Origin of the sequence: Pseudonocardia abyssalis (assembly GCF_019263705.2) — a bacterium.
GTDB classification, from domain to species: domain Bacteria; phylum Actinomycetota; class Actinomycetes; order Mycobacteriales; family Pseudonocardiaceae; genus Pseudonocardia; species Pseudonocardia abyssalis.
Map to the genome: position 1 here is coordinate 3,595,823 of NZ_JADQDK010000001.1, position 18,233 is coordinate 3,614,055.

Consider the following 18,233-nt stretch of genomic DNA (forward strand, 5'->3'; position numbering starts at 1 on the left):
GCGATCACGGCGGGCCGGCCTTGTAGCCGACACCGCGGACGGTCAGCACGACCTCCGGGTGCTCCGGGTCGCGTTCGACCTTCGACCGCAGCCGCTGGACGTGCACGTTGACCAGCCGGGTGTCGGCGGCGTGCCGGTAGCCCCAGACCTGCTCCAGGAGCACCTCGCGGGTGAACACCTGGCGCGGCTTGCGGGCGAGCGCGACGAGCAGGTCGAACTCCAGCGGCGTCAGGGCGATCTGCTCGCCCTCGCGCTGCACCTGGTGGGCCGGGACGTCGATCGTGACGTCGCCGATCGAGAGCTGCTCGGCGGGCTCGTTCTCGGTGCGCCGCACCCGGGCCCGGATGCGGGCCACCAGCTCCTTGGGCTTGAACGGCTTGACGACGTAGTCGTCGGCGCCGGACTCCAGGCCCAGGACGATGTCGACGGTGTCGGTCTTCGCCGTCAGCATGACGATCGGCACCCCCGACTCCGACCGGATCGCCCGGCAGACGTCGATGCCGTTCATGCCGGGCAGCATCAGGTCGAGCAGGACGACGTCCGGACGCAGCTCGCGCACGGCCGGGAGCGCGCGGGAGCCGTCGGCGACGACGGCGGTGTCGAAACCCTCGCCCCGCAGCACGATGGTGAGCATCTCGGCCAGGGCCGGGTCGTCGTCGACGACGAGCACGCGCGACTTCATGCCGGTCAGCATCCCACTGCCGGGCCGGCGCCCGCGCCGGGCCCGCGCTTCCCCGCCTCCGCCCGCCCCAGGAACCGATCGGCCAGCGCCGGCACGTCGATCGGCGCCGCCCCGTCGAGCACCGTCCACGGCGCGAGCCATCCGGCCGCGGCGAGCTGGGCGTAGACGGCACCGGTGCGCTGCTGCAGCCCGCCGTCGGACTCGTAGACGTCGCGCTCGCGCCCCGGTTCGGTGCGCTCGCGGTGCGCGGCCCGGTCGGCGGCCACCGCCTGCGGTACGGCCAGGAGCAGGTGGTGGTCGGGCACCGGGACACCGAAGCGGTCGATCTCCAGCGCCCGCACCCACTCCACGAACTCCCCCGCGGCGTCCTGGTGCAGCCGTGCAGCGCCGTACGCGGCACCGGAGGCGACGTAGCGGTCGACCAGCACGACGTCGTGCCGGGCGAGTGCGGCGCGGAGGCCGTCGGCGGCGGCGCGGCGGTCCAGCGCGTAGAGCACAGCCATGCCGTGCACCGAGTCGGTGAGGTCGCCGAGACGGCCGTAGAGGGCGTCGCGGACCAGTTCGGCGTGCACGTCGTCGGCGTAGCGGGGGAAGGCCAGGCCGTGCGTGCGGGCGCCGCGGGACGTCAGCTCGGCCGTCAGGCGGTCGGCGAACGTGCGCTTCCCGGCCCCGTCCAACCCCTCGACGACGATCATCCGGCCCATGGCGGGACCCTACTGCCGGAGGAAGGAGCGCAGAGCCGCCAGCGTCGCCTGCGGGGCCTCCTCCACCAGGAAGTGGCCCGCGTCGACCGTGGCCCCGCGCACGTCGTCGCCGCGCTCGCGCCACACCTCGAGCGGGTCGATCGGGCTCGCCCCCACCACGCTGCGGGCGCCCCACAGGGCGAGCAGCGGGGCGGTGACGCGGCGGTCGAGGTCGGCGCGGTCGTGCTCCAGGTCGATCGACGCGCCCGCCCGGTAGTCCTCCAGCATCGCGTGCCGGGCGTCGGCTCGTGAGAAGCAGCGCTCGTACTCGGCCAGCGCCTCCGGGGCGAACGCGTCCAGGCCCGATCCCCACCCGCCCAGCAGCGAGTGCAGATAGCCGACGGGGTCGGCCGCGATCAGGCGTTCGGGCAGGTCGGCGGGCTGGATGAAGAAGAACCAGTGGTAGTACGCCGTGGCCACAGCCCGGGTGACGTGGTCGTAGACGTGCGTCGTCGGGAGGATGTCGAGCAGCGCCGCCCGCGTGACGGCGGCGGGGTGGTCGAGCGCCATCCGGTGCGCGACCCGGGCCCCGCGGTCGTGCGCCACCACCGCGAACTCGTCGTGCCCGAGCGAGCGCATCACCCCGACCTGGTCGGCGGCCATCGCGCGGAAGGAGTACCCCGCGTGGTCCTCCCCCGACGGCGGCCGGGCGGAGTCGCCGTAGCCGCGCAGGTCCGGGGCGACGACGGTGTGCTCGCCGGCCAGCTCCGGCCCGATCGCGTGCCACATCGCGTGGGTCTGGGGGAAACCGTGCAACAGCAGCACCGGCGGCCCGGAGCCCCCGTGCACCGCGTTGATCCGCACCCCGTCGATCTCCGTCACGACCCGCTGGAATCCGTCGAACACGCCCGGGACGCTACCGGCCGGCAGGCGGTCGGCCTCGATCCGGCGGACCTGCTGCGCTGACCGCGCGCACGGTCTCCCAGCTCGCCGCGAACCCCGGGTGCAGCGGCACCGCGCCGAGGCCGTCGGCGGGTACCCAGCGCACCTCGATCGTCTCGTCGGTCAGGGCCGTCAGGTGCACCGGCCCCGCGGCGCGGGCGATCACCGTGGTGTAGGTCCAGCCGCCGTGGTCGTCGACGTAGCTGCCGGTCGTCGCGACGTCGGCGGGGTCGAGCCCCGCCTCCTCGCCCGCCTCCCGCAGGGCCGCCTGCTCGGCGGTCTCGTCGCGGTTGCGGGCGCCGCCGAGGATGCCCCAGGTGCCGCCGTGGTGGCTCCACAACGCGCGGTGCTGCAGCAGGACCCGGTCCCCGTGCCACAGCAGCAGGCCCGCCGCCCCGTAGATGCCCCAGTGCTTGTGCCCCTGCTCGCAGCGGGTCCAGCCGTCACCGTCACCACGCAGGAAGAGCACCCCGCCAGACTACGACGGGGTGCTCTTCCGGGCGGGGTCGATCAGTAGCGGTAGTGCTCGGGCTTGAACGGGCCCTCGACGTCCACCCCGATGTACTCGGCCTGGTCCTTCGACAGCTTCGTCAGCTCCCCGCCCAGCGCCAGGACGTGGATCTTCGCGACCTTCTCGTCGAGGTGCTTGGGCAGCCGGTACACGTCCTTGTTGTACTCCTCGAACTTCGTGAACAGCTCCACCTGCGCGATGACCTGGTTGGCGAAGCTGTTGCTCATCACGAACGACGGATGCCCCGTCGCGTTGCCCAGGTTCATCAGGCGGCCCTCGGACAGCAGGATGATCGAGTGCCCGTCCGGGAACACCCACTCGTCGACCTGCGGCTTGATGTTGATCCGGATGATGCCGGGGATCCGGCCCAGCCCGGCGACGTCGATCTCGTTGTCGAAGTGACCCACGTTGGCCACGATCGCCTGGTGCTTCATCCGGGACATCGCCTCGGTGGTGATGATGTCCTTGTTGCCCGTGGTCGTCACGATGATGTCGGCCTTCTCGATCGTCGACTCCAACGTCGCGACCTGGAAACCCTGCAACAGCGCCTGCAACGCGCAGATCGGGTCGACCTCGGACACGATCACCCGCGCACCCTGCCCGGCCAGCGCGGCCGCCGAGCCCTTGCCCACGTCACCGAAGCCGCAGACCAGCGCGACCTTCCCGCCGATCAGGACGTCGGTGGCCCGGTTCAACCCGTCGACCAGGGAGTGGCGGATGCCGTAGACGTTGTCGAACTTGCTCTTGGTGACCGAGTCGTTGACGTTGATCGCCGGGAACAGCAGCTCCCCGCGCTCGGCCAGCTGGTAGAGCCGGTGCACGCCGGTGGTGGTCTCCTCGGTGACGCCCCGGATGTCGGAGGCGACCGTGGTCCAGCGCTGCGGGTCCTCAGCCAGCGAGCGGCGCAGGGTGTCGAGGATGATCCGGTACTCCTCGGAGACGGTGAGGTCGTCGTCCTCGACCGTGGGCACCACGCCGGTCTTCTCGTACTCGACGCCCTTGTGGATCAGCAGGGTGGCGTCGCCACCGTCGTCGAGGATCATGTTCGGGCCGACCACGTTGCCGTCGGCGTCACGGAACAGGAACAGCTGCTCGGTGCACCACCAGTACTCCTCGAGCGTCTCGCCCTTCCAGGCGAAGACGGGCACGCCCTGGGGCGCCTCGGGCGTGCCGTTGCGGCCGACGACGGTGGCCGCGGCGGCGTGGTCCTGGGTGGAGAAGATGTTGCAGGAGACCCAACGGACCTCGGCACCGAGGCTGACGAGGGTCTCGATCAGCACCGCGGTCTGCACGGTCATGTGCAGCGACCCGACGATCCGGGCGCCGTGCAGCGGGCGCGCCTCCGCGTACTCGGTGCGCAGCTCCATCAGGCCCGGCATCTCGTTCTCGGCCAGACGGATCTCCTTGCGGCCGAACTCGTGCAGCGAGAGGTCGGCGACGGCGAAGTCGATGCCGTTGAGGTTCTGCAGCCGGCTGGCGCCGGTGGGGGTGACGGTGGTCATGCGGGTGCTACGCCTTCCATGGGGCAGTTCGGGGCAGGAGTGGTCGACTGCCCGGCGGGGATGTGCGGCACGGGACAGCCTCCGGATCGGAGGCGCCCTTCACGATGGCCCGGACTCCCCGAGCGTGGCGGACCCGAGGTCCGTCGCAGCGCCTCTCGGGGATCGGCATTGCCATTGCCCGTCCAAGGGTGGCGAGGCCGCGGGGCGGTGTCAACCCGACGCGGGTGCTCCCCGCCACACTGTGTCCGTGGACGCCGCCGCGGTACTCGCCGCCTACGACGAGCAGGTCCGGCGCCGGGCCGCCCCGGGCGGGCGGATCGAGCGCGACGACGGCGTGGTCCGCAGCGTCGGGACGTGGAACGGGGTCGGCTGGAGCGCGCTGCACCCCGACCGCGCCGACGCCGTCATCGCCGCGCAGGTGGCGCGGTTCCGGGAGCTGGGCGTGGCGTGGGAGTGGAAGCACCACTCCCACGACCCCGTCGACGACCTGCCGGAACGCCTGCTCGCCGCCGGGTTCACGGCCGGCGGGCCCGAGACGCTGCTGGTGGCCGAGGCGGCCGCGCTGCCGGTGGACGCGCCGCCGCCGGCCGGGGTGGAGCTGGTGCCGGTCGTCGACGCGGCCGGGGTCGACGCGCTCGTCGCGGTGCACGACGCGGTGTTCGGCGGCGACCACTCCGCGGTGGGCCGCACCCTCCTGCGGAGCGCCGGGGTGGAGGCCGTGCTGGCCGTGGCCGACGGGGGACCGGTGTCGGCGGGGCGGATCGAGTTCGTGCCCGGCACCGAGTTCGCCGGGTTGTGGGGCGGCGGGACGCTGCCCGGGTGGCGCGGGCGCGGGGTCTTCCGGGCGCTCGTGGCGTTCCGGGCCGCGCGGGCCGTCGCGCGCGGGTACCGCTACGTCCAGGTGGACGCCACGGCGGACAGCCGCCCGATCCTGCTGGGCCTGGGGTTCTCGGAGCTGGCCACGACCACCCCGTACCTGCACGACTGACCCGCCTCGAACGGAACCTGGTTGCCGGTGGCGGCGGAGCACCCATGACGTTGCCCAGCGGCGCAGCCGGGTTCCCGTCGACGGTCCGCTCGCGGCCGATGTCGGTCACGCTCGTGGGGATCGTGCCGTCGGCGACGCCGCCGGGTGGGACATGGTCCGAACGGCCGGGGACCGCTCCGGCGGAACGTCACGGCCGAGCGGTCTACCCCAGCAGGTGGTCGCGCAGCAGGGACTCCGCGGCGTCGGTGCGGCCGTGGGTGGCGAGCAGACCGGCCGGGGCCACGGTGAAGTCCGAGTCGACCACGACCTCGACGTCGGCGAGCGCGGCGGCGAGCACCGGGTCGGAGCGCAGGGTCGCGATCACCGCGGCCAGACCGTTGCCCGGGCCGCGCTGGCGGAACACCCCACCGGTCAGCACGACGAGGCCGATGCCCTCGGCCGCGCCCGCGTCGGCGCGCAGGTGCCTGCGCACGGCGACGACCGAGGCCAGCGCGGCGATCCGGCGGTCCTCCGCGGCGCCGCCCGCGTTGCTCGGCACGAAGCCGACCTCGCTGGCCATCCGCGCGACGGTGGGCGCGAGCAGGTCGGCCTCCACCGGGTCGACGACGCCCTCGGCCTGCCCCTCCAGGAGCACCCCGCCCGCCGCGGCGCGGACCCCGAGATCCCCCTCGACGGTGCGGCGCGCACCTCCCTCGACGCCGTCGCGACCGTCGGCGGAGTGCACCTCGGTGGTGGCGCACCCGACGTCGACGAGCAGCACGCGACCCCGCCGGATGCGCGCGAGCTCCGCGACGCCGCGACCCACCGCGTCGGCCGTGACGACCCGCACCAGCCGCCGGAACCGGGGCGCGACGGCTGGACCGCGGCCGCCGATGGCGTGGCGCTGGTAGAGCGAGACGAGCGCGGCGCGGGCCGGGCCGGGCACCACCTCACCAAGCCGCGGAAGAACGTTCTCACAGCTCACGACGGTGCGGCCGGTGGCGAGCAGGGTGGCCAGGGCCTCGGCGCGGCCGTCGACGTTGCCGGCGAGCAGGATCGGCGGGCGGATCCGGGCCCTGGCGAGGCGGCCCGCGTTGTGCAGCAGCGGGGCGGGGTCGTCGCCGTCGGAACCGCCCAGCAGCAGCACGACCCCGGGCTTGGCGTTGCGCAGCGCACGGACGTCGGCCGGTTCGAGCGGCCCCGCGTGCACGTGCACGACGTGCGCGCCCGCCGAGACCGCGACACGGTGCCCGGCCTCGGTCGCCGTGAGCCGGTCGGACCCGACGACCGCCAGCCGCAGGCCGCCGCCCGCCGACGAGCAGGCCAGCAGCTCCGGCTCGTGGGCCGATCCGCCGACCGCCGAGACCGCGCGGACCGTCGCGTCCATGCCGGCCAACACGTCACCGGTGGTGGTGGGGTGCTCGGCGAACCCGGCGAGGCCTCCGTCGGGGTGCACGAGCACGGCCTTGGTCCACGTCGAGCCCACGTCGAGGCACACCGCGGCGGCGACGTGGGAGCGGGCGGGTGTCACGACGGTCGAGCCTAACGGGCCCGGGCCGCGGGAGCGCGTGCTCGGCCCCCGGTGTTCCGGGTAGGTTCGGCGGAGACCTGGTTCACATCTCGCGCCCGGGAGTACCGATGCTCGGCCTCATGCAGGATCGCCCCCTCACCCTCACCCACGTGTTCCACCGGGCCGAGCAGTACTTCGGGCACAAGAACATCGTCACCGCGCTCGCCGACGGCGAGACGAGCACGACCGTCGCGGAGTGGGCGGTGCGGGTCCGCAGGCTCGCGACCGTCCTCGACACCCTCGGTGTGTCGGCCGACGGGCGCGTCGCCACGTTCTGCTGGAACACCGCCCGCCACCTCGAGCTCTATCTCGCCGCGCCCTGCACCGGGCGGGTGCTGCACACGCTCAACATCCGACTGTTCCCCGAGCAGCTCGTCTACATCGCCGACCACGCCGAGGACGAGGTCGTCTTCGTCGACCGCTCGCTGATCCCGCTGCTCGCGCCGCTGGCCGACAAGCTGGGGACGGTCCGGACCTTCGTCGTGATCGACGACGGCGCCGACGCCCCGATCCCCGACGGCTGGCTCGACTACGAGGAGCTGCTCGCCGCGGCCGAGCCGTTCGCGGGCACGTTCGTCGTCGAGGACGAGAACACCGCTGCCGCCATGTGCTACACCTCCGGCACCACCGGCAACCCGAAGGGCGTGGTCTACAGCCACCGCTCGGCGGTGCTGCACTCGTTGATCACGCTGACCGCCGACGCGTTCGGCCTGTCCGAGCGCGACGTCGTGCTACCGGTGGTCCCGATGTTCCACGCGAACGCCTGGGGCCTGCCCTACGGCTGCCTGCTCGCCGGCGCGACGATGGTGTTCCCCGGCCCGAACATGACCCCGCAGGCGATCGTCTCGATGCTGGAGCGGCACCGCGTCACGATCACCGGAGGGGTCCCCACCATCTGGATGGGGATGCTGCCGCTGACGGAGGGCCGCGACCTGTCGGCGCTGCGCCAGATCCTGTGCGGCGGCTCGGCCGTGCCGCGGGCGCTCTCGGAGTCCTACCGCGAGAAGGTCGGCATCCCGATCACGCAGGCCTGGGGCATGACGGAGACCAGCCCGATCGCCACGATGGCCACCCCGCGCAGCCACCACGACGCGCTGACCGAGGCCGAGCGCGCCGACATCCGCGCGCGGCAGGGCCAGCCCGCGCCGTTCGTCGACATCCGGCTCGTCGATCCCGACACCGGCGAGGTCCAGCCCTGGGACGACGTCGCCACCGGCGAGATCCAGGCCGCCGGGGCGTGGATCGCGAAGGAGTACTACCGCGGCGAGGGCGGCGGGGCGCAGTTCACCGAGGACGGCTGGCTGCGCACCGGTGACGTCGGCACCGGCGACCGCTACGGCTTCGTCCGGCTCGTCGACCGCACCAAGGACCTCATCAAGTCCGGCGGCGAGTGGATCGGCTCGGTCGAGCTGGAGAACGAGATCATGGCGCACCCCAAGGTCGCCGAGGCCGCGGTGATCGCGATCCCGAGCGAGAAGTGGGTGGAACGCCCGCTCGCCTGCGTCGTGGTGAAGCCCGGGGAGACCGTCACCGGCGAGGAGATCATCGAGTTCCTCACCCCGCGCGTCGCGAAGTGGTGGCTGCCCGACGCGGTCGAGTTCATCGACGAGGTGCCGAAGACGAGCGTCGGCAAGTTCTCGAAGAAGACACTGCGCGAGAAGTTCGGCGGGTACCAGGTGGCCGGGCCGACCAGCCACGACGGGGCCTGACCGGCAGCAGCGACGACCGTCGGCCCCGGCGCCTCCGTGGGTGTCACACCCCGTCCCCGTCGTCCTCGCCGATGTCGCCGCGTTCCGCGACGGTGAGCGCCTACCGGGTGGGCCTCATCGATCAGATGCCGAACGGCGCCGCGTAGCGGACCCGCCCGCCCGGCACCGGGTCACCGTCGAGCGACAGCACCATCAGGGCCTCGTCGGGCACCTCGATCGACAGCGAGACGCCGTGTGCGGAGGCCCGCACGAAGCCGAAGCGCGGGTAGTACGTCGGATGGCCCAGCACCACCACGAACCGCTCGCCCGCGGCCCGGGCCGCCGCCAGCCCGGCCTCGATCGCGGCCGAGCCGGCGCCGGTCCGCTGGTACGCGGGCAGCACCGCGCACGGGGCCAGGCACAGCGCGGGGACCTCACCGATGTGGCACCGGGTCAGCAGTGCGTGGCCGACCGGTGTGCCGTCGGTGTCGATCGAGAGCAGCGACAGCCCGGGGATCCAGCCCGGGTCGGCGCGCAGGGCGTCGACGAGATCGGCCTCCTCGGCGGTCCCGAACGCCGCCAGGTTGATCTCGCGGACGCCCGCGATGTCGGCGTCGGTCTCCGTGCGGGTGGTCCAGGTGTGGGGCACACGGTCAGGATCCCGCGACCGGGTAGCGCTTCTGCAGCAGGCTCGAGCAGTAGGCGCCGTTCGCCTCGATCCCTACGCGCTGCAGCCGCGCCCGCCGCAGGTGCAGCGGCACCTGCCCGGAGGTGACGCCGCTGCCGTCGGCGTGCACCAGCAACGGGGCGTCGTCGTCGTGCGGCAGGCCCAGCACGGAGCGGCGGTGCCGCATCCGGTCCAGCTCTGCCGACGGCGGCAGGTCACCGAGGACCGTGCCGGCCAGCTCGTCCGGCCCCGCCCCGGCGTCGACCAGTGGCCGGGCGACCCTGTCCTGCCCCGCCAGCGCCGCCTTGCGGAAGAACGCCCGGCGCAACTCGTCGAGCTCGGCCGTGGCCTCGCCCTGGGAGGACCCCTCGAAGGAACCGACGAACCCCGCCTGCGCCGCGACACCGCCGTTGATCTCGGCCGACGCGTGGTGGTCGGCCAGCGTGACCTCGGCGCGGGTCACGCCCGGGACCGCCGACACCGCGTCGTAGGCGTCGGCGACCATGAGGAACGAGAAGTTCGGCGCGCAGAAGAACGTGGGCAGCCGCAGGACGACGGCGGCCACCCCGTCCCCGGACACGGTGCACGACTCGACGAAGTCGAGATCGGTGACGGGCTCGTCCAGCTCGGGGTCGAGCACCGTGTCCAGCGCGCGCCAGACGTCGGCGCGCAGGGCGGTCACGCCATGGCCCCCTCGGGCGCGGCGAGCTGCAGCTCCGCCGGGACGGGGATGTCGTAGAGACGGGCGGCGTTGAGGCCCAGGATCTTCTTCCTGGTGGCCGTGGTGAGCTTCGCGTAGTCGGTGAACGCCTCGTCGTCGGGCATCTGCCAGTCGACCAGGCCCTCGACCTGCCACTTCGGGGTCCAGATGTTGTAGTCGCCGCCGAAGAGCATCTTGTCCTCGCCGACCCAGAACAGCAGCTCGCCCATCACCTTCGCGAACATCTTCGGCCGGGCGTGCATCAGGCCGCCGACGACGACCGAGAGACCGGCGTAGACGTTGGGCTCCTGCACCGCCATGAAGCAGAAGTCCTCGATGCGCGGCAGGCCGACGTGCTCGACGATGAAGTTGAGGCCCTGGAAGTCGGTGGCGGCGTGGTCGACGTCGGAGACGTCGAACGCGTCCTTGTCCAGCGGCCAGATCGTGGGGCCCTTGTGGACGTGGATGTTGCGGATCCCGAGCTCCTGGGTCCGCTCGAGGAAGCGGTAGCACTCGGGGTCGGTCAGCTTGAAACCGCGGGAGTCGCCGTTCCACTCCGCCGTGTAGAGCTTGACGCCCTTGAAGCCGTACCTCTTGTGGTCCTCGGTGAACTCCTTCCAGCTCGCCTCGCCGTCGCGGGCGTCCCAGCGGCCGTTGACGATCCAGCGGTCGCCGTACTTCTCGAGCAGCGCCGCGTTCTGGGCCGCGGTGTTGAAGCCGTCCTTGTACCACTCCCGCAGGTAGGTCGACTGGAACACCGTGTGGTCGACGTGACCCTCGACGAAGACGTCCCGCTCGAAGTCCTCGGGCGTCGGCCGGAGGAACTTCTCGTAGTCCCAGTGGGTCTCCGGCGGGCCGAGCTGGTGGTAGCCGTAGAAGCAGTCGATCCAGCCCTTGGCGTAGTGCTCGGCACCGGGCACCCAGTTCTCCCGGCCCGCGTTCCAGAAGTGGCTGTGGGAATCGACGACGAAGTACTTCTCGCCGTTCTTCTCGTACATGGGGTCTCCTCGCGTCGGTGGACTCCCCCATCAGAGGCGCACCTCACACGTCTGACAACCCGCTCAATTCTCACCTAGCGATAATTCGACCACATATCAGATGTCTGATGTCCGCCGCTACGTCGTGCGGAACAGCTCGATGATCACGTCGAAGTTCTCGATCGTGGCCGCCGCCGCGGCGACGGGGTCGCCCGCGCTGATGGCGTCGAACAGGGCCGCGTGCTCGTCCGCGGTGTCCGGCAGCGGCTCCTGGTCGACCAGCGCGGCGAGGGCGTGGCCCAGCGGTTCCCGGAACTGGTCGAACAGCGCCAGCAGCAGCGAGTTCCCGGTGATCGCGACGACGCACCGGTGGAACTCCGTGTCGGCCTCGACGAACGCGTCGGTGTCACCGCCGACCGACCGCTGCCGCCGGTCGAGCGCGGCCTTCAGCGCCGCCACGTCGTCCGGGCGGGCGTTCTCCGCCGCCAGCCGCGCCGCCTCGACCTCCAGAGCCCGCCGCACCTGGTAGACCTCCACGATCCGGGCCCGGCGCACCAGCCGGGACGTGTGCGCGTGGTCGTCGCGCGTCAGTCCGGTGACGTCGGGCCGCGGCGGGTGCTCCGCGGCGAAGGTCCCGGACCCCTGCCGGACGACCAGCAGCCCCTCGCGGCTGAGCACCCCGATCGCCTCGCGCAGCGACGACCGGCCGACGCCGAGGTCCCGGGCGAGTGCCGCCTCGGACGGCAGCCGCTCGCCGGGCCGCCACCGGCCGTAGGCGAGGTCGTCGCGCAGCGCGTTCTCCACCCGCTGCACCACGCTCCCGTTGCCGAGGTGGCGGGCGGACGGGTCGTCGACGGTCACGGGGTCCTCCTGGCGAGCGGCTGGTCGGAGACCGGGTACCGGTCCGGTGGGGCGGCGCCGACGACCCGGCGCACGACCCGCTCCGGCGGCGGCTCCACGGTCCCGGGGACCGCCCGGTCCGGGAAGTCGAACAAGCCGATGATCAGCAGCATCGGGTACCCGGGCGACCGCGTCGAGCGGCGGACGACCTCGTCGTCGACGAGGAGGTCGACGCCGCCGGGTCGCCGGTCGATCGCGTACCGGTGCAGTTCGGCGACGTCGATCCCGCGGCGGTCGGCGGAGAACTCCTCGTGCAGGGCCGGGTCCGCGCACCACACGGGATGGTCGTCCGGGATCGCCGGCCGCAGGCCCTCGTCGCCGACGCGGTGGGTGGCCGCCCGCGAGCTCCACGCCGGGGGGTACGCGGGGGTCCAGACCGGGCGGTCCAGCTCCAGGGGCGGGAAGCGGTCGTCGAAGGCGCTCACGACCGGCGACACTAACCTCCCTCCCGTGGACCTCGACGCGCTCGCCGCCCGGGTCCGTGCCGCCCCTCCGCGGTGCGGCGCCACGCGCCTGGTCTGCGTCGACGGTCCGTCGGGGTCGGGGAAGACGACGTTCGCCGGTCGGCTGGCCGCGGTGCTGGGCTGTCCCGTGCTGCACCTCGACGACCTCTACCCCGGCTGGGACGGCCTCGCCGCCGCGGTACCGCTGCTGCACGACGGGGTGGTCGCGCCGCTGGTCGCGGGCCGGCCGGCGAGCCACCGGCGGTGGGACTGGGCGGGGAACGGGTTCGCCGGGACCGTACCGGTCGGCCGCCCGGAGGTGCTGGTCGTCGAGGGTGCGGGCAGTGGTGCCCGGGTGATCGCCGCGCACGCGGTGCTGCTGGTGTGGCTGGAGGCACCCCGGGCGGAGCGGTTCCGGCGGGGCATCGCCCGCGACGGCGAGGCCTACCGCCCGCACTGGGAGCGCTGGGCCGCGCAGGAGGCGACCCACTTCGCCGCGGAGGGCACCCGCGGGCGGGCCGACGTCGTCGTCGATACCGCCCTCACCCCGCCACCGGGCGCTCGTAGCGGCTGACCAGCGGCTCCCCCGACGACCAGCGCACGAACTCCATCGGGATGCGCACATCGCCGCGGTGCTCGAACCCGGCGTCGGCGTAGTAGGCGCGCAGCCGTGTGTTGGCGGCGTCGCAGTCGAGCCGCATCCGGTCGCGGCCGTGGCGGCGGATCTCGCCGTCGACCCAGTCGAGCAGCGTGCACCCGATCCCCGCGCTCCGGCGGCGGACGGCGAACCGGTGCAGGTATCCGGCGCGGCCGTCGTCCTCCCCCGCGGCGTCGACCCAGAGCGGGTCGGTCCACTCCAGCGCGAACGTCGCCACCACCGCGTCACCCGACTCGACCAGCCACATCCGCCCCGACCCCAGGGACGGCTCGATGTACTCCGGGCGGAACGCGGCGGGCCACTGCGTCACGCCGCGGCGGGCGAGCCAGGCCGCGGCGTCGTCGAGCACGGCGAGGACGGTGGCTCCCTCGTCGGGGCGGGCGGCACGGACGGTGACCGGGTCGGCGATCATCACGCGATCCTGCGTCCGCGGGACCTCCGCCGCCACCGCAGGGACGGGATCGCCGTGTGCGGTGCAGGGCGGCCACCGATGTCCGCATCGCACCGCGGCCGCCGACCACGGGACGGCCGACGGGGCGGGTCACCGTGCGCCGGCGAGCCGGTCGACGAGCGCCGTGACCGCCTCGGGCAGCTCCCGCACCGCACGGTCGCGCTCCGCGGCACCCGATCCGGTCCGGACCAACCGGACCCGTGCGCCGTGCCCGGTGCCGTCGAGCAACTCCCACGGCTCGCCGTCCAGCACGGCCCGCACCTCGTCGGCGGGATGGACCAGCTGCCGCTCGACGTGCACCTCCCACGCCTCGGCGGTGCCGGCCACGGTCGGCTCCGACAGCCCGAGCTCCTCGACGTAGCGCTCGTGCAGCACACGGTGGTCGAGGGGATCGGTCCCGTCCAGCACGGCGAAGCACGTGTCCCACCCGGCGGCGAAGCTCGCGGCGCCCGCCCGGTCGTCGAAGCTGTGGACGAGCAGCAGGACCGAACCGTCGCCGTCGGGGCGCAGTTCGAAGCGCAGGTGGTCGGCCTCCCAGGTGAACGCGATCAGCCTCGGCGGGTCGAGGTCGGTGACGACGCCGTCGCCGCCGAACCCGAAGACGACCTTCCCGCCGACGCGCGGTTCGATCGTCGCCCCGCTGGGGAACCAGGTCGCGAGGCGTCCGGGTTCGGTGAGCGCGGGCCAGACGCGCTCGGGCGGGTGGGCGAGCCGGCGCTCCATGCGGAGCACCGAGCGGCCGTCGGTGGTGGTCAGGTTCACGGCTTCTCCTCGTCGGCGGCGTCGAGGTGGCGTTCGAGGGCGTCGAGCCGGTCGGCCCACATCCAGCGGTAGGGCGCGAGCCACGCGTCGACCTCGGCGAGCGGACCGGGCTCCAGCTCGTACCAGCGCCGCTGCGCCTCCGCGCGTACGCGCACCAGCCCGGCGTCGCGCAGCACCTTGAGGTGCTTGGACGTGCCGGGTTGGCTCAGCCCGAGCGCCGCGGTCAGCTCGCCCACCGACCGCGGGCGCTCCCGGAGCAGGTCCAGGATCTGCCGTCGGGCGGGCTCGGCGAGCACTGCGAACGTCACGCCGCGAACATACCCGAACAGCTATATAGCTGACAAGAGATGCTCAGCCCTTCTCGCCCCGGCCGATCCGCTCCCCGAGCCGCGAGTGGTGCCGCCCGTAGGCGAAGTAGACGACCACGCCCAGCACCATCCAGATGACGAACCGCAGCCACGTCTCCACCGACAGGTTGAGCATCAGCCAGACGCACGCGAGCACCGCGAGGATCGGGACCAGCGGCACGAGCGGGGTGCGGAACGCGCGCGGCAGGTCGGGCCGGGTGCGGCGCAGCACGACGACCCCGATCGAGACCAGCACGAACGCGAACAGGGTGCCGATGTTGACCATCTGCTCGAGGTCGCCCGCCGGGAAGAACGTGGCCACCAGCGCGACGACGACGCCCACCAGCAGCGTGGCCCGTGCCGGGGTGCCGCGCTCGCCGGTGCGCGACAGCGAGCGCGGGAGCAGCCCGTCGCGTGACATCGCGAACAGCACGCGGATCTGCCCGAGCATCAGCACCATGACGACGGTGGTGAGCCCGACGAGCGCACCGATCGCGATGACGGTGGCCGCCCAGTCGACGCCGAGCGAGGCGAACGCGGTGGCCAGCGTGGCCCCGGTGCCGTCCTCGGCGGTCCGCAGTTCCGTGTAGGGCACCATCCCGGTCAGCACGAGGGAGACACCGACGTAGAGCATCGTGACGATCACCAGCGAGCCGAGGATGCCGCGCGGCAGTGACTTCTGCGGGTTCCTCGTCTCCTCCGCGGTGGTCGCGACGACGTCGAAACCGATGAACGCGAAGAACACCAGCGACGCGGCGGCGAGCAGGCCGTAGATGCCGTAGACGCTGCTCCCCTCGCCGCCGAACAGCGACAGCAGCGACTGGGTGATCCCGCCCTCCGCCTCGCCGCCCGAGGCCGGCGGCGGGATGAACGGCGAGTAGTTGGCCGGGTTGACGTAGCGGAGTCCCACGACGATCACGAGCAGCACGATCGCGACCTTGATCGCGGTGAACACCAGGCTGACCCGGCTGGAGATCTTCGTGCCGAGCACCAGCAACGTCGCGAGGACGACGATGAGCAGCAGAGCGCCCCAGTCCATCGTGACCGGCCCGAGCGGGATCGAGGTCCGCACCTGCAGGCCGAACTGGGCGAACACCGTGGCCAGGTACTCCGACCAGCCCTTGGCGACCACCGACGACCCGACGGCGAACTCCAGCACGAGGTCCCAGCCGATGATCCACGCGACGAACTCGCCGAACGTGGCGTAGGAGAACGTGTACGCCGATCCGGCCACCGGGACGGTCGAGGCGAACTCGGCGTAGCACAGCGCGGCCAGCCCGCAGGCGACCGCGGCGAGCACGAACGCCAACGACACCGACGGCCCGGCGACGTCGCCCGCGGTGCTCGCGGCAAGGGTGAAGATGCCCGCCCCGACCACGACCGCGACCCCGAAGACGATCAGGTCCCAGGTGCCCAGGTCCTTGCGGAGCTTGGTGTCCGGCTCGTCGGTGTCGGCGATGGACTGCTCCACCGACTTGGTCCGGAAGATCCCCGACTGCCTGTCCCGTACCGCCATGGCGGGGAACCTACGTGGGCCGGCGCCGCACTGTCACGCGCTGGGTGACGGCTGCTCACCGCCCCGTCCCTGTCCGGCCATCCGGGTGCGGGACAACCGGCGTCGTGGCCTCCCCCGACCAGACCGTCACCGCTCCCCTGCCCACGATCCGGCCGCGGCGCGCGGCGGTGGGCGGGGCCCTCGCCCTGCTGTGCCTCGCCGCGGTCCTGCTGGACGCCGCCGCGGATCTCCTGCCCGACGACCCGCTCGCCGGGGTACTCACCCCGCTCCGGCTGGTCGTGCTGCTGGGCCTGGCCGCGCTGGCCGTGGCCCGACCGGTCCCGGTGCGCACCCCGTTCGACCTGCCCGTCGCGCTGCTGCTGGTCGCGGCGGCGGTAGCGACCGCGCTGAACGGGCAGCCGTGGTCGGGCTGGCGGGCCGTCCTCACGGGCGCGGCCGTGCTGTACCTGACCGCCGGCGTGCGGCGCGTGGTCCCCGGGGCCTGGCCCGCGCTGGCCCTGCTCGCACTGCTGGGCGTCGGCGTCGCCGCGACGGCGGCCGCGCGGCAGAGCGCGAACGGCACCGGCACCGGGTTCTGCCGCGGCGCGCTCGACGGGTCGGCCGACCTGTGCACGGGCGTCGAGATGATCCGCGCGACCGGCACGTTCGCCAACCCCAACCTGCTCGCCGCGTTCCTGGTCCTGCTCTTGCCGATCGCCGCCGCCGGTGCCACGGGGCTCGCCGACCGCGCGTCCCGGCTGGTCGGCACGGCGGTGGTCGTCGTCGGGTACGCGGCGCTGCTGCTGACGGGCTCGCGCGGCGGCGTCCTCGCCGCGGTCGCCGGGGTCACGGCGTTCGTCGTGCTGCGACACCCGACCCGACGACGACTGCTGCTCGGGGCCGCGGCGGCGGTCGGGGCGGGCGGGCTGCTGGTCCTGGTCTCCGGCGGGCGGTTCGGGGTGCGCTCCGACGTGTGGTCGGCGGCGGTCGCACTCCTCGTCGACCGGCCGTGGGGGGTGGGCCTCGGTCGCGCCGGCGCGCTGCTCGACGCGTCGGTCCCCGGCGACGAGGCGTTCGCGCACGCCCACGACCTGTGGCTGAACTGGGCGGTCGAGGCGGGCCTGCCCGGGCTGGCGGCCGCGCTGTGGATCACCGCGGTGGCTGCGGCCGTGGTGCTGCGGGCGGCGGGACGCGGGTCGGCCGTCGCCGCGGCGGCCGGGGCCGGACTGGCCGGGTTCGCGGTGCTGAGCCTGGCCGACCACCCCGCTAACGCCGTCCGCGTCGCCGCCGCGCTCGCGGTGGTGCTCGGGGTCGTGGCCGCCGAGTCGCGGGCCCCGGGTCAGACCGGGACGGCCGGGGTCCGGTCCAGGTCGGGCTCCAGGTAGATCAGCCGGGCGTCGGGGACGGCCGCCCGGACGCGGCCCTCCGCCTCGTCGATCGCCAGGGCGACGGCCTCCACCGCCAGCCCCGGCGTCAGCGCGATCTTCGCCGCGACCAGCAGCTCCTCCGGCCCGATGTACTGCGTGCGGACGTGGATGACCCGCTGCACGTCGCCGCCGACCAGACCGCCGGTGATCCGGGCCAGGACCGGTGCGGTGGCGCCCTCGCCGATGAGCAGCGACTTCATCTCGATGATCAGGACGATCGCGATGACGCCGAGCAGCAGGCCGATCGCGATGGTGCCCAGCGCGTCGAACACGGGGTTCCCGGTCACGACGGTGAGCCCGACGCCGAGCAGCGCGAACATCAGCCCGATGAGCGCGCCGAAGTCCTCCAGCAGGACGACCGGCAGCTCCGGCACCTTGGACTGGCGGATGAACTGCCACCACGTGCCGGAGCCCTTGAGCGGTCGGGACTCGACGATCGCGGTGCGGAAGGAGAACGACTCCAGCCCGATCGCCACCAGCAGGATGGCGACGGCGACCAGCGGCGAGGTCAGGCCCTCGGGCTCCTGCAGCTTGTGGACGCCCTCGTAGAGCGCGAACACCGAGCCCAGGCTGAACAGCAGCAGCGCCACGACGAACGAGTAGAAGTAGCGGTCGCGGCCGTAACCGAACGGGTGCTCGGCCGTGGCCGCGCGCCTGGCCTGCCGTCCTCCGAGGAGCAGCAGGCCCTGGTTCGAGGTGTCGGCGACGGAGTGCACCGCCTCGGCGAGCATCGACGACGAGCCGGTGATCAGCCAGCCGACGAACTTCGCGACCGCGATCCCGGCGTTGGCGAGCAACGCCGCCACGATCGCCCGGGTCCCACCATGTCCAGCCACGACTGCCCCCTGATCCCGCCGGTCG

At 73.4% G+C, this 18,233-nt stretch carries 20 protein-coding genes; 4 read left to right on the forward strand and 16 right to left on the reverse strand.

Translation table 11 applies throughout. The annotated features are described in order from the left end of the window. Positions 1-4: 4 nt before the first annotated feature. The 5 genes from mtrA to ahcY are packed head-to-tail and all read right to left on the reverse strand — an operon-like array spanning position 5 to position 4,320. The gene (mtrA, locus tag I4I81_RS17410; RefSeq protein WP_218605739.1) at positions 5-682 is read right to left on the reverse strand and encodes an MtrAB system response regulator MtrA; all 678 of its coding nucleotides are present in this window, start codon (positions 680-682) and stop codon (positions 5-7) included. A gap of 5 nt (positions 683-687) precedes the next feature. Beyond that, complete coding sequence (locus I4I81_RS17415; protein WP_218605738.1) at positions 688-1,386, reverse strand: dTMP kinase; 699 nt, start codon at positions 1,384-1,386, stop codon at positions 688-690. 9 nt (positions 1,387-1,395) lie between these two features. After that, positions 1,396-2,271: an alpha/beta fold hydrolase gene (locus I4I81_RS17420; protein ID WP_226363426.1), complete on the reverse strand. Its 876-nt coding sequence runs from the start codon at positions 2,269-2,271 to the stop codon at positions 1,396-1,398. Positions 2,272-2,281: 10 nt separating this feature from the next. Further along, positions 2,282-2,776, reverse strand: coding sequence for an NUDIX hydrolase (locus I4I81_RS17425; protein ID WP_218616184.1), 495 nt, complete (start codon positions 2,774-2,776; stop codon positions 2,282-2,284). Between the two features lie 41 nt (positions 2,777-2,817). Next, positions 2,818-4,320, reverse strand: a complete 1,503-nt coding sequence (gene ahcY / locus I4I81_RS17430) for an adenosylhomocysteinase (RefSeq protein ID WP_218616185.1) — start codon at positions 4,318-4,320, stop codon at positions 2,818-2,820. 247 nt (positions 4,321-4,567) lie between these two features. Between ahcY and I4I81_RS17435 the strand changes: the two genes are divergently transcribed. Continuing rightward, a complete protein-coding gene (locus I4I81_RS17435; RefSeq protein ID WP_218616186.1) occupies positions 4,568-5,308 on the forward strand; it encodes a GNAT family N-acetyltransferase in 741 nt (246 codons plus the stop codon). A gap of 202 nt (positions 5,309-5,510) precedes the next feature. Here I4I81_RS17435 and I4I81_RS17440 read toward each other — a convergent pair whose 3' ends face one another. Continuing rightward, the gene (locus tag I4I81_RS17440) at positions 5,511-6,818 is read right to left on the reverse strand and encodes a glutamate mutase L (RefSeq protein ID WP_218616187.1); all 1,308 of its coding nucleotides are present in this window, start codon (positions 6,816-6,818) and stop codon (positions 5,511-5,513) included. A gap of 107 nt (positions 6,819-6,925) precedes the next feature. Here I4I81_RS17440 and I4I81_RS17445 point away from each other — a divergent pair, with 107 nt between their 5' ends. Beyond that, a complete protein-coding gene (locus I4I81_RS17445) occupies positions 6,926-8,566 on the forward strand; it encodes a long-chain fatty acid--CoA ligase (protein WP_218603994.1) in 1,641 nt (546 codons plus the stop codon). Between the two features lie 121 nt (positions 8,567-8,687). Here I4I81_RS17445 and I4I81_RS17450 read toward each other — a convergent pair whose 3' ends face one another. The 5 genes from I4I81_RS17450 to I4I81_RS17470 form a co-directional block, all read right to left on the reverse strand. Continuing rightward, positions 8,688-9,194 (reverse strand): GNAT family N-acetyltransferase, encoded by a 507-nt coding sequence (locus I4I81_RS17450; protein ID WP_218603993.1) that lies wholly within the window; start codon positions 9,192-9,194, stop codon positions 8,688-8,690. 4 nt (positions 9,195-9,198) lie between these two features. Next, complete coding sequence (locus I4I81_RS17455) at positions 9,199-9,894, reverse strand: metal-sulfur cluster assembly factor (RefSeq protein ID WP_218603992.1); 696 nt, start codon at positions 9,892-9,894, stop codon at positions 9,199-9,201. Further along, positions 9,891-10,910 carry an amidohydrolase family protein gene (locus I4I81_RS17460; RefSeq protein WP_218603991.1) on the reverse strand — a complete coding sequence of 340 codons (1,020 nt, stop codon included), beginning with the start codon at positions 10,908-10,910 and terminating at the stop codon, positions 9,891-9,893. Before I4I81_RS17460 ends, I4I81_RS17455 begins: the two co-directional genes overlap by 4 nt. Positions 10,911-11,027: 117 nt before the next feature. Continuing rightward, positions 11,028-11,750, reverse strand: coding sequence for a FadR/GntR family transcriptional regulator (locus tag I4I81_RS17465; protein WP_226363427.1), 723 nt, complete (start codon positions 11,748-11,750; stop codon positions 11,028-11,030). Then, entirely contained in the window at positions 11,747-12,214 is a 468-nt protein-coding gene (locus tag I4I81_RS17470) for a LamG domain-containing protein (RefSeq protein WP_225924623.1), read from the reverse strand. The genes I4I81_RS17465 and I4I81_RS17470 overlap by 4 nt, the downstream gene beginning before the upstream one ends. 25 nt (positions 12,215-12,239) lie before the next feature. Between I4I81_RS17470 and I4I81_RS17475 the strand changes: the two genes are divergently transcribed. Continuing rightward, positions 12,240-12,806 (forward strand): nucleoside/nucleotide kinase family protein, encoded by a 567-nt coding sequence (locus I4I81_RS17475; RefSeq protein ID WP_225924624.1) that lies wholly within the window; start codon positions 12,240-12,242, stop codon positions 12,804-12,806. On the opposite strand, the gene I4I81_RS17480 is transcribed toward I4I81_RS17475, so the two are convergent. From I4I81_RS17480 to I4I81_RS17495, 4 genes are all read right to left on the reverse strand, one after another. Next, entirely contained in the window at positions 12,775-13,302 is a 528-nt protein-coding gene (locus I4I81_RS17480; protein WP_218603989.1) for a GNAT family N-acetyltransferase, read from the reverse strand. The two genes, I4I81_RS17475 and I4I81_RS17480, sit on opposite strands and share 32 nt — an antisense overlap. A 129-nt stretch (positions 13,303-13,431) precedes the next feature. Then, a complete protein-coding gene (locus I4I81_RS17485) occupies positions 13,432-14,103 on the reverse strand; it encodes an SRPBCC domain-containing protein (RefSeq protein WP_218603988.1) in 672 nt (223 codons plus the stop codon). Further along, the gene (locus I4I81_RS17490; protein WP_218603987.1) at positions 14,100-14,411 is read right to left on the reverse strand and encodes an ArsR/SmtB family transcription factor; all 312 of its coding nucleotides are present in this window, start codon (positions 14,409-14,411) and stop codon (positions 14,100-14,102) included. Before I4I81_RS17490 ends, I4I81_RS17485 begins: the two co-directional genes overlap by 4 nt. A gap of 43 nt (positions 14,412-14,454) precedes the next feature. After that, positions 14,455-15,966 carry an amino acid permease gene (locus tag I4I81_RS17495; protein WP_218603986.1) on the reverse strand — a complete coding sequence of 504 codons (1,512 nt, stop codon included), beginning with the start codon at positions 15,964-15,966 and terminating at the stop codon, positions 14,455-14,457. Between the two features lie 104 nt (positions 15,967-16,070). On the opposite strand from I4I81_RS17495, the gene I4I81_RS17500 reads away from it, so the two are divergent. Continuing rightward, the gene (locus I4I81_RS17500) at positions 16,071-17,330 is read left to right on the forward strand and encodes an O-antigen ligase family protein (RefSeq protein ID WP_218616188.1); all 1,260 of its coding nucleotides are present in this window, start codon (positions 16,071-16,073) and stop codon (positions 17,328-17,330) included. On the opposite strand, the gene I4I81_RS17505 is transcribed toward I4I81_RS17500, so the two are convergent. Then, on the reverse strand, positions 17,285-18,208 hold the full coding sequence (locus I4I81_RS17505) for a cation diffusion facilitator family transporter (RefSeq protein ID WP_218603417.1): 924 nt from the start codon (positions 18,206-18,208) through the stop codon (positions 17,285-17,287). The two genes, I4I81_RS17500 and I4I81_RS17505, sit on opposite strands and share 46 nt — an antisense overlap. Positions 18,209-18,233: the final 25 nt, after the last annotated feature.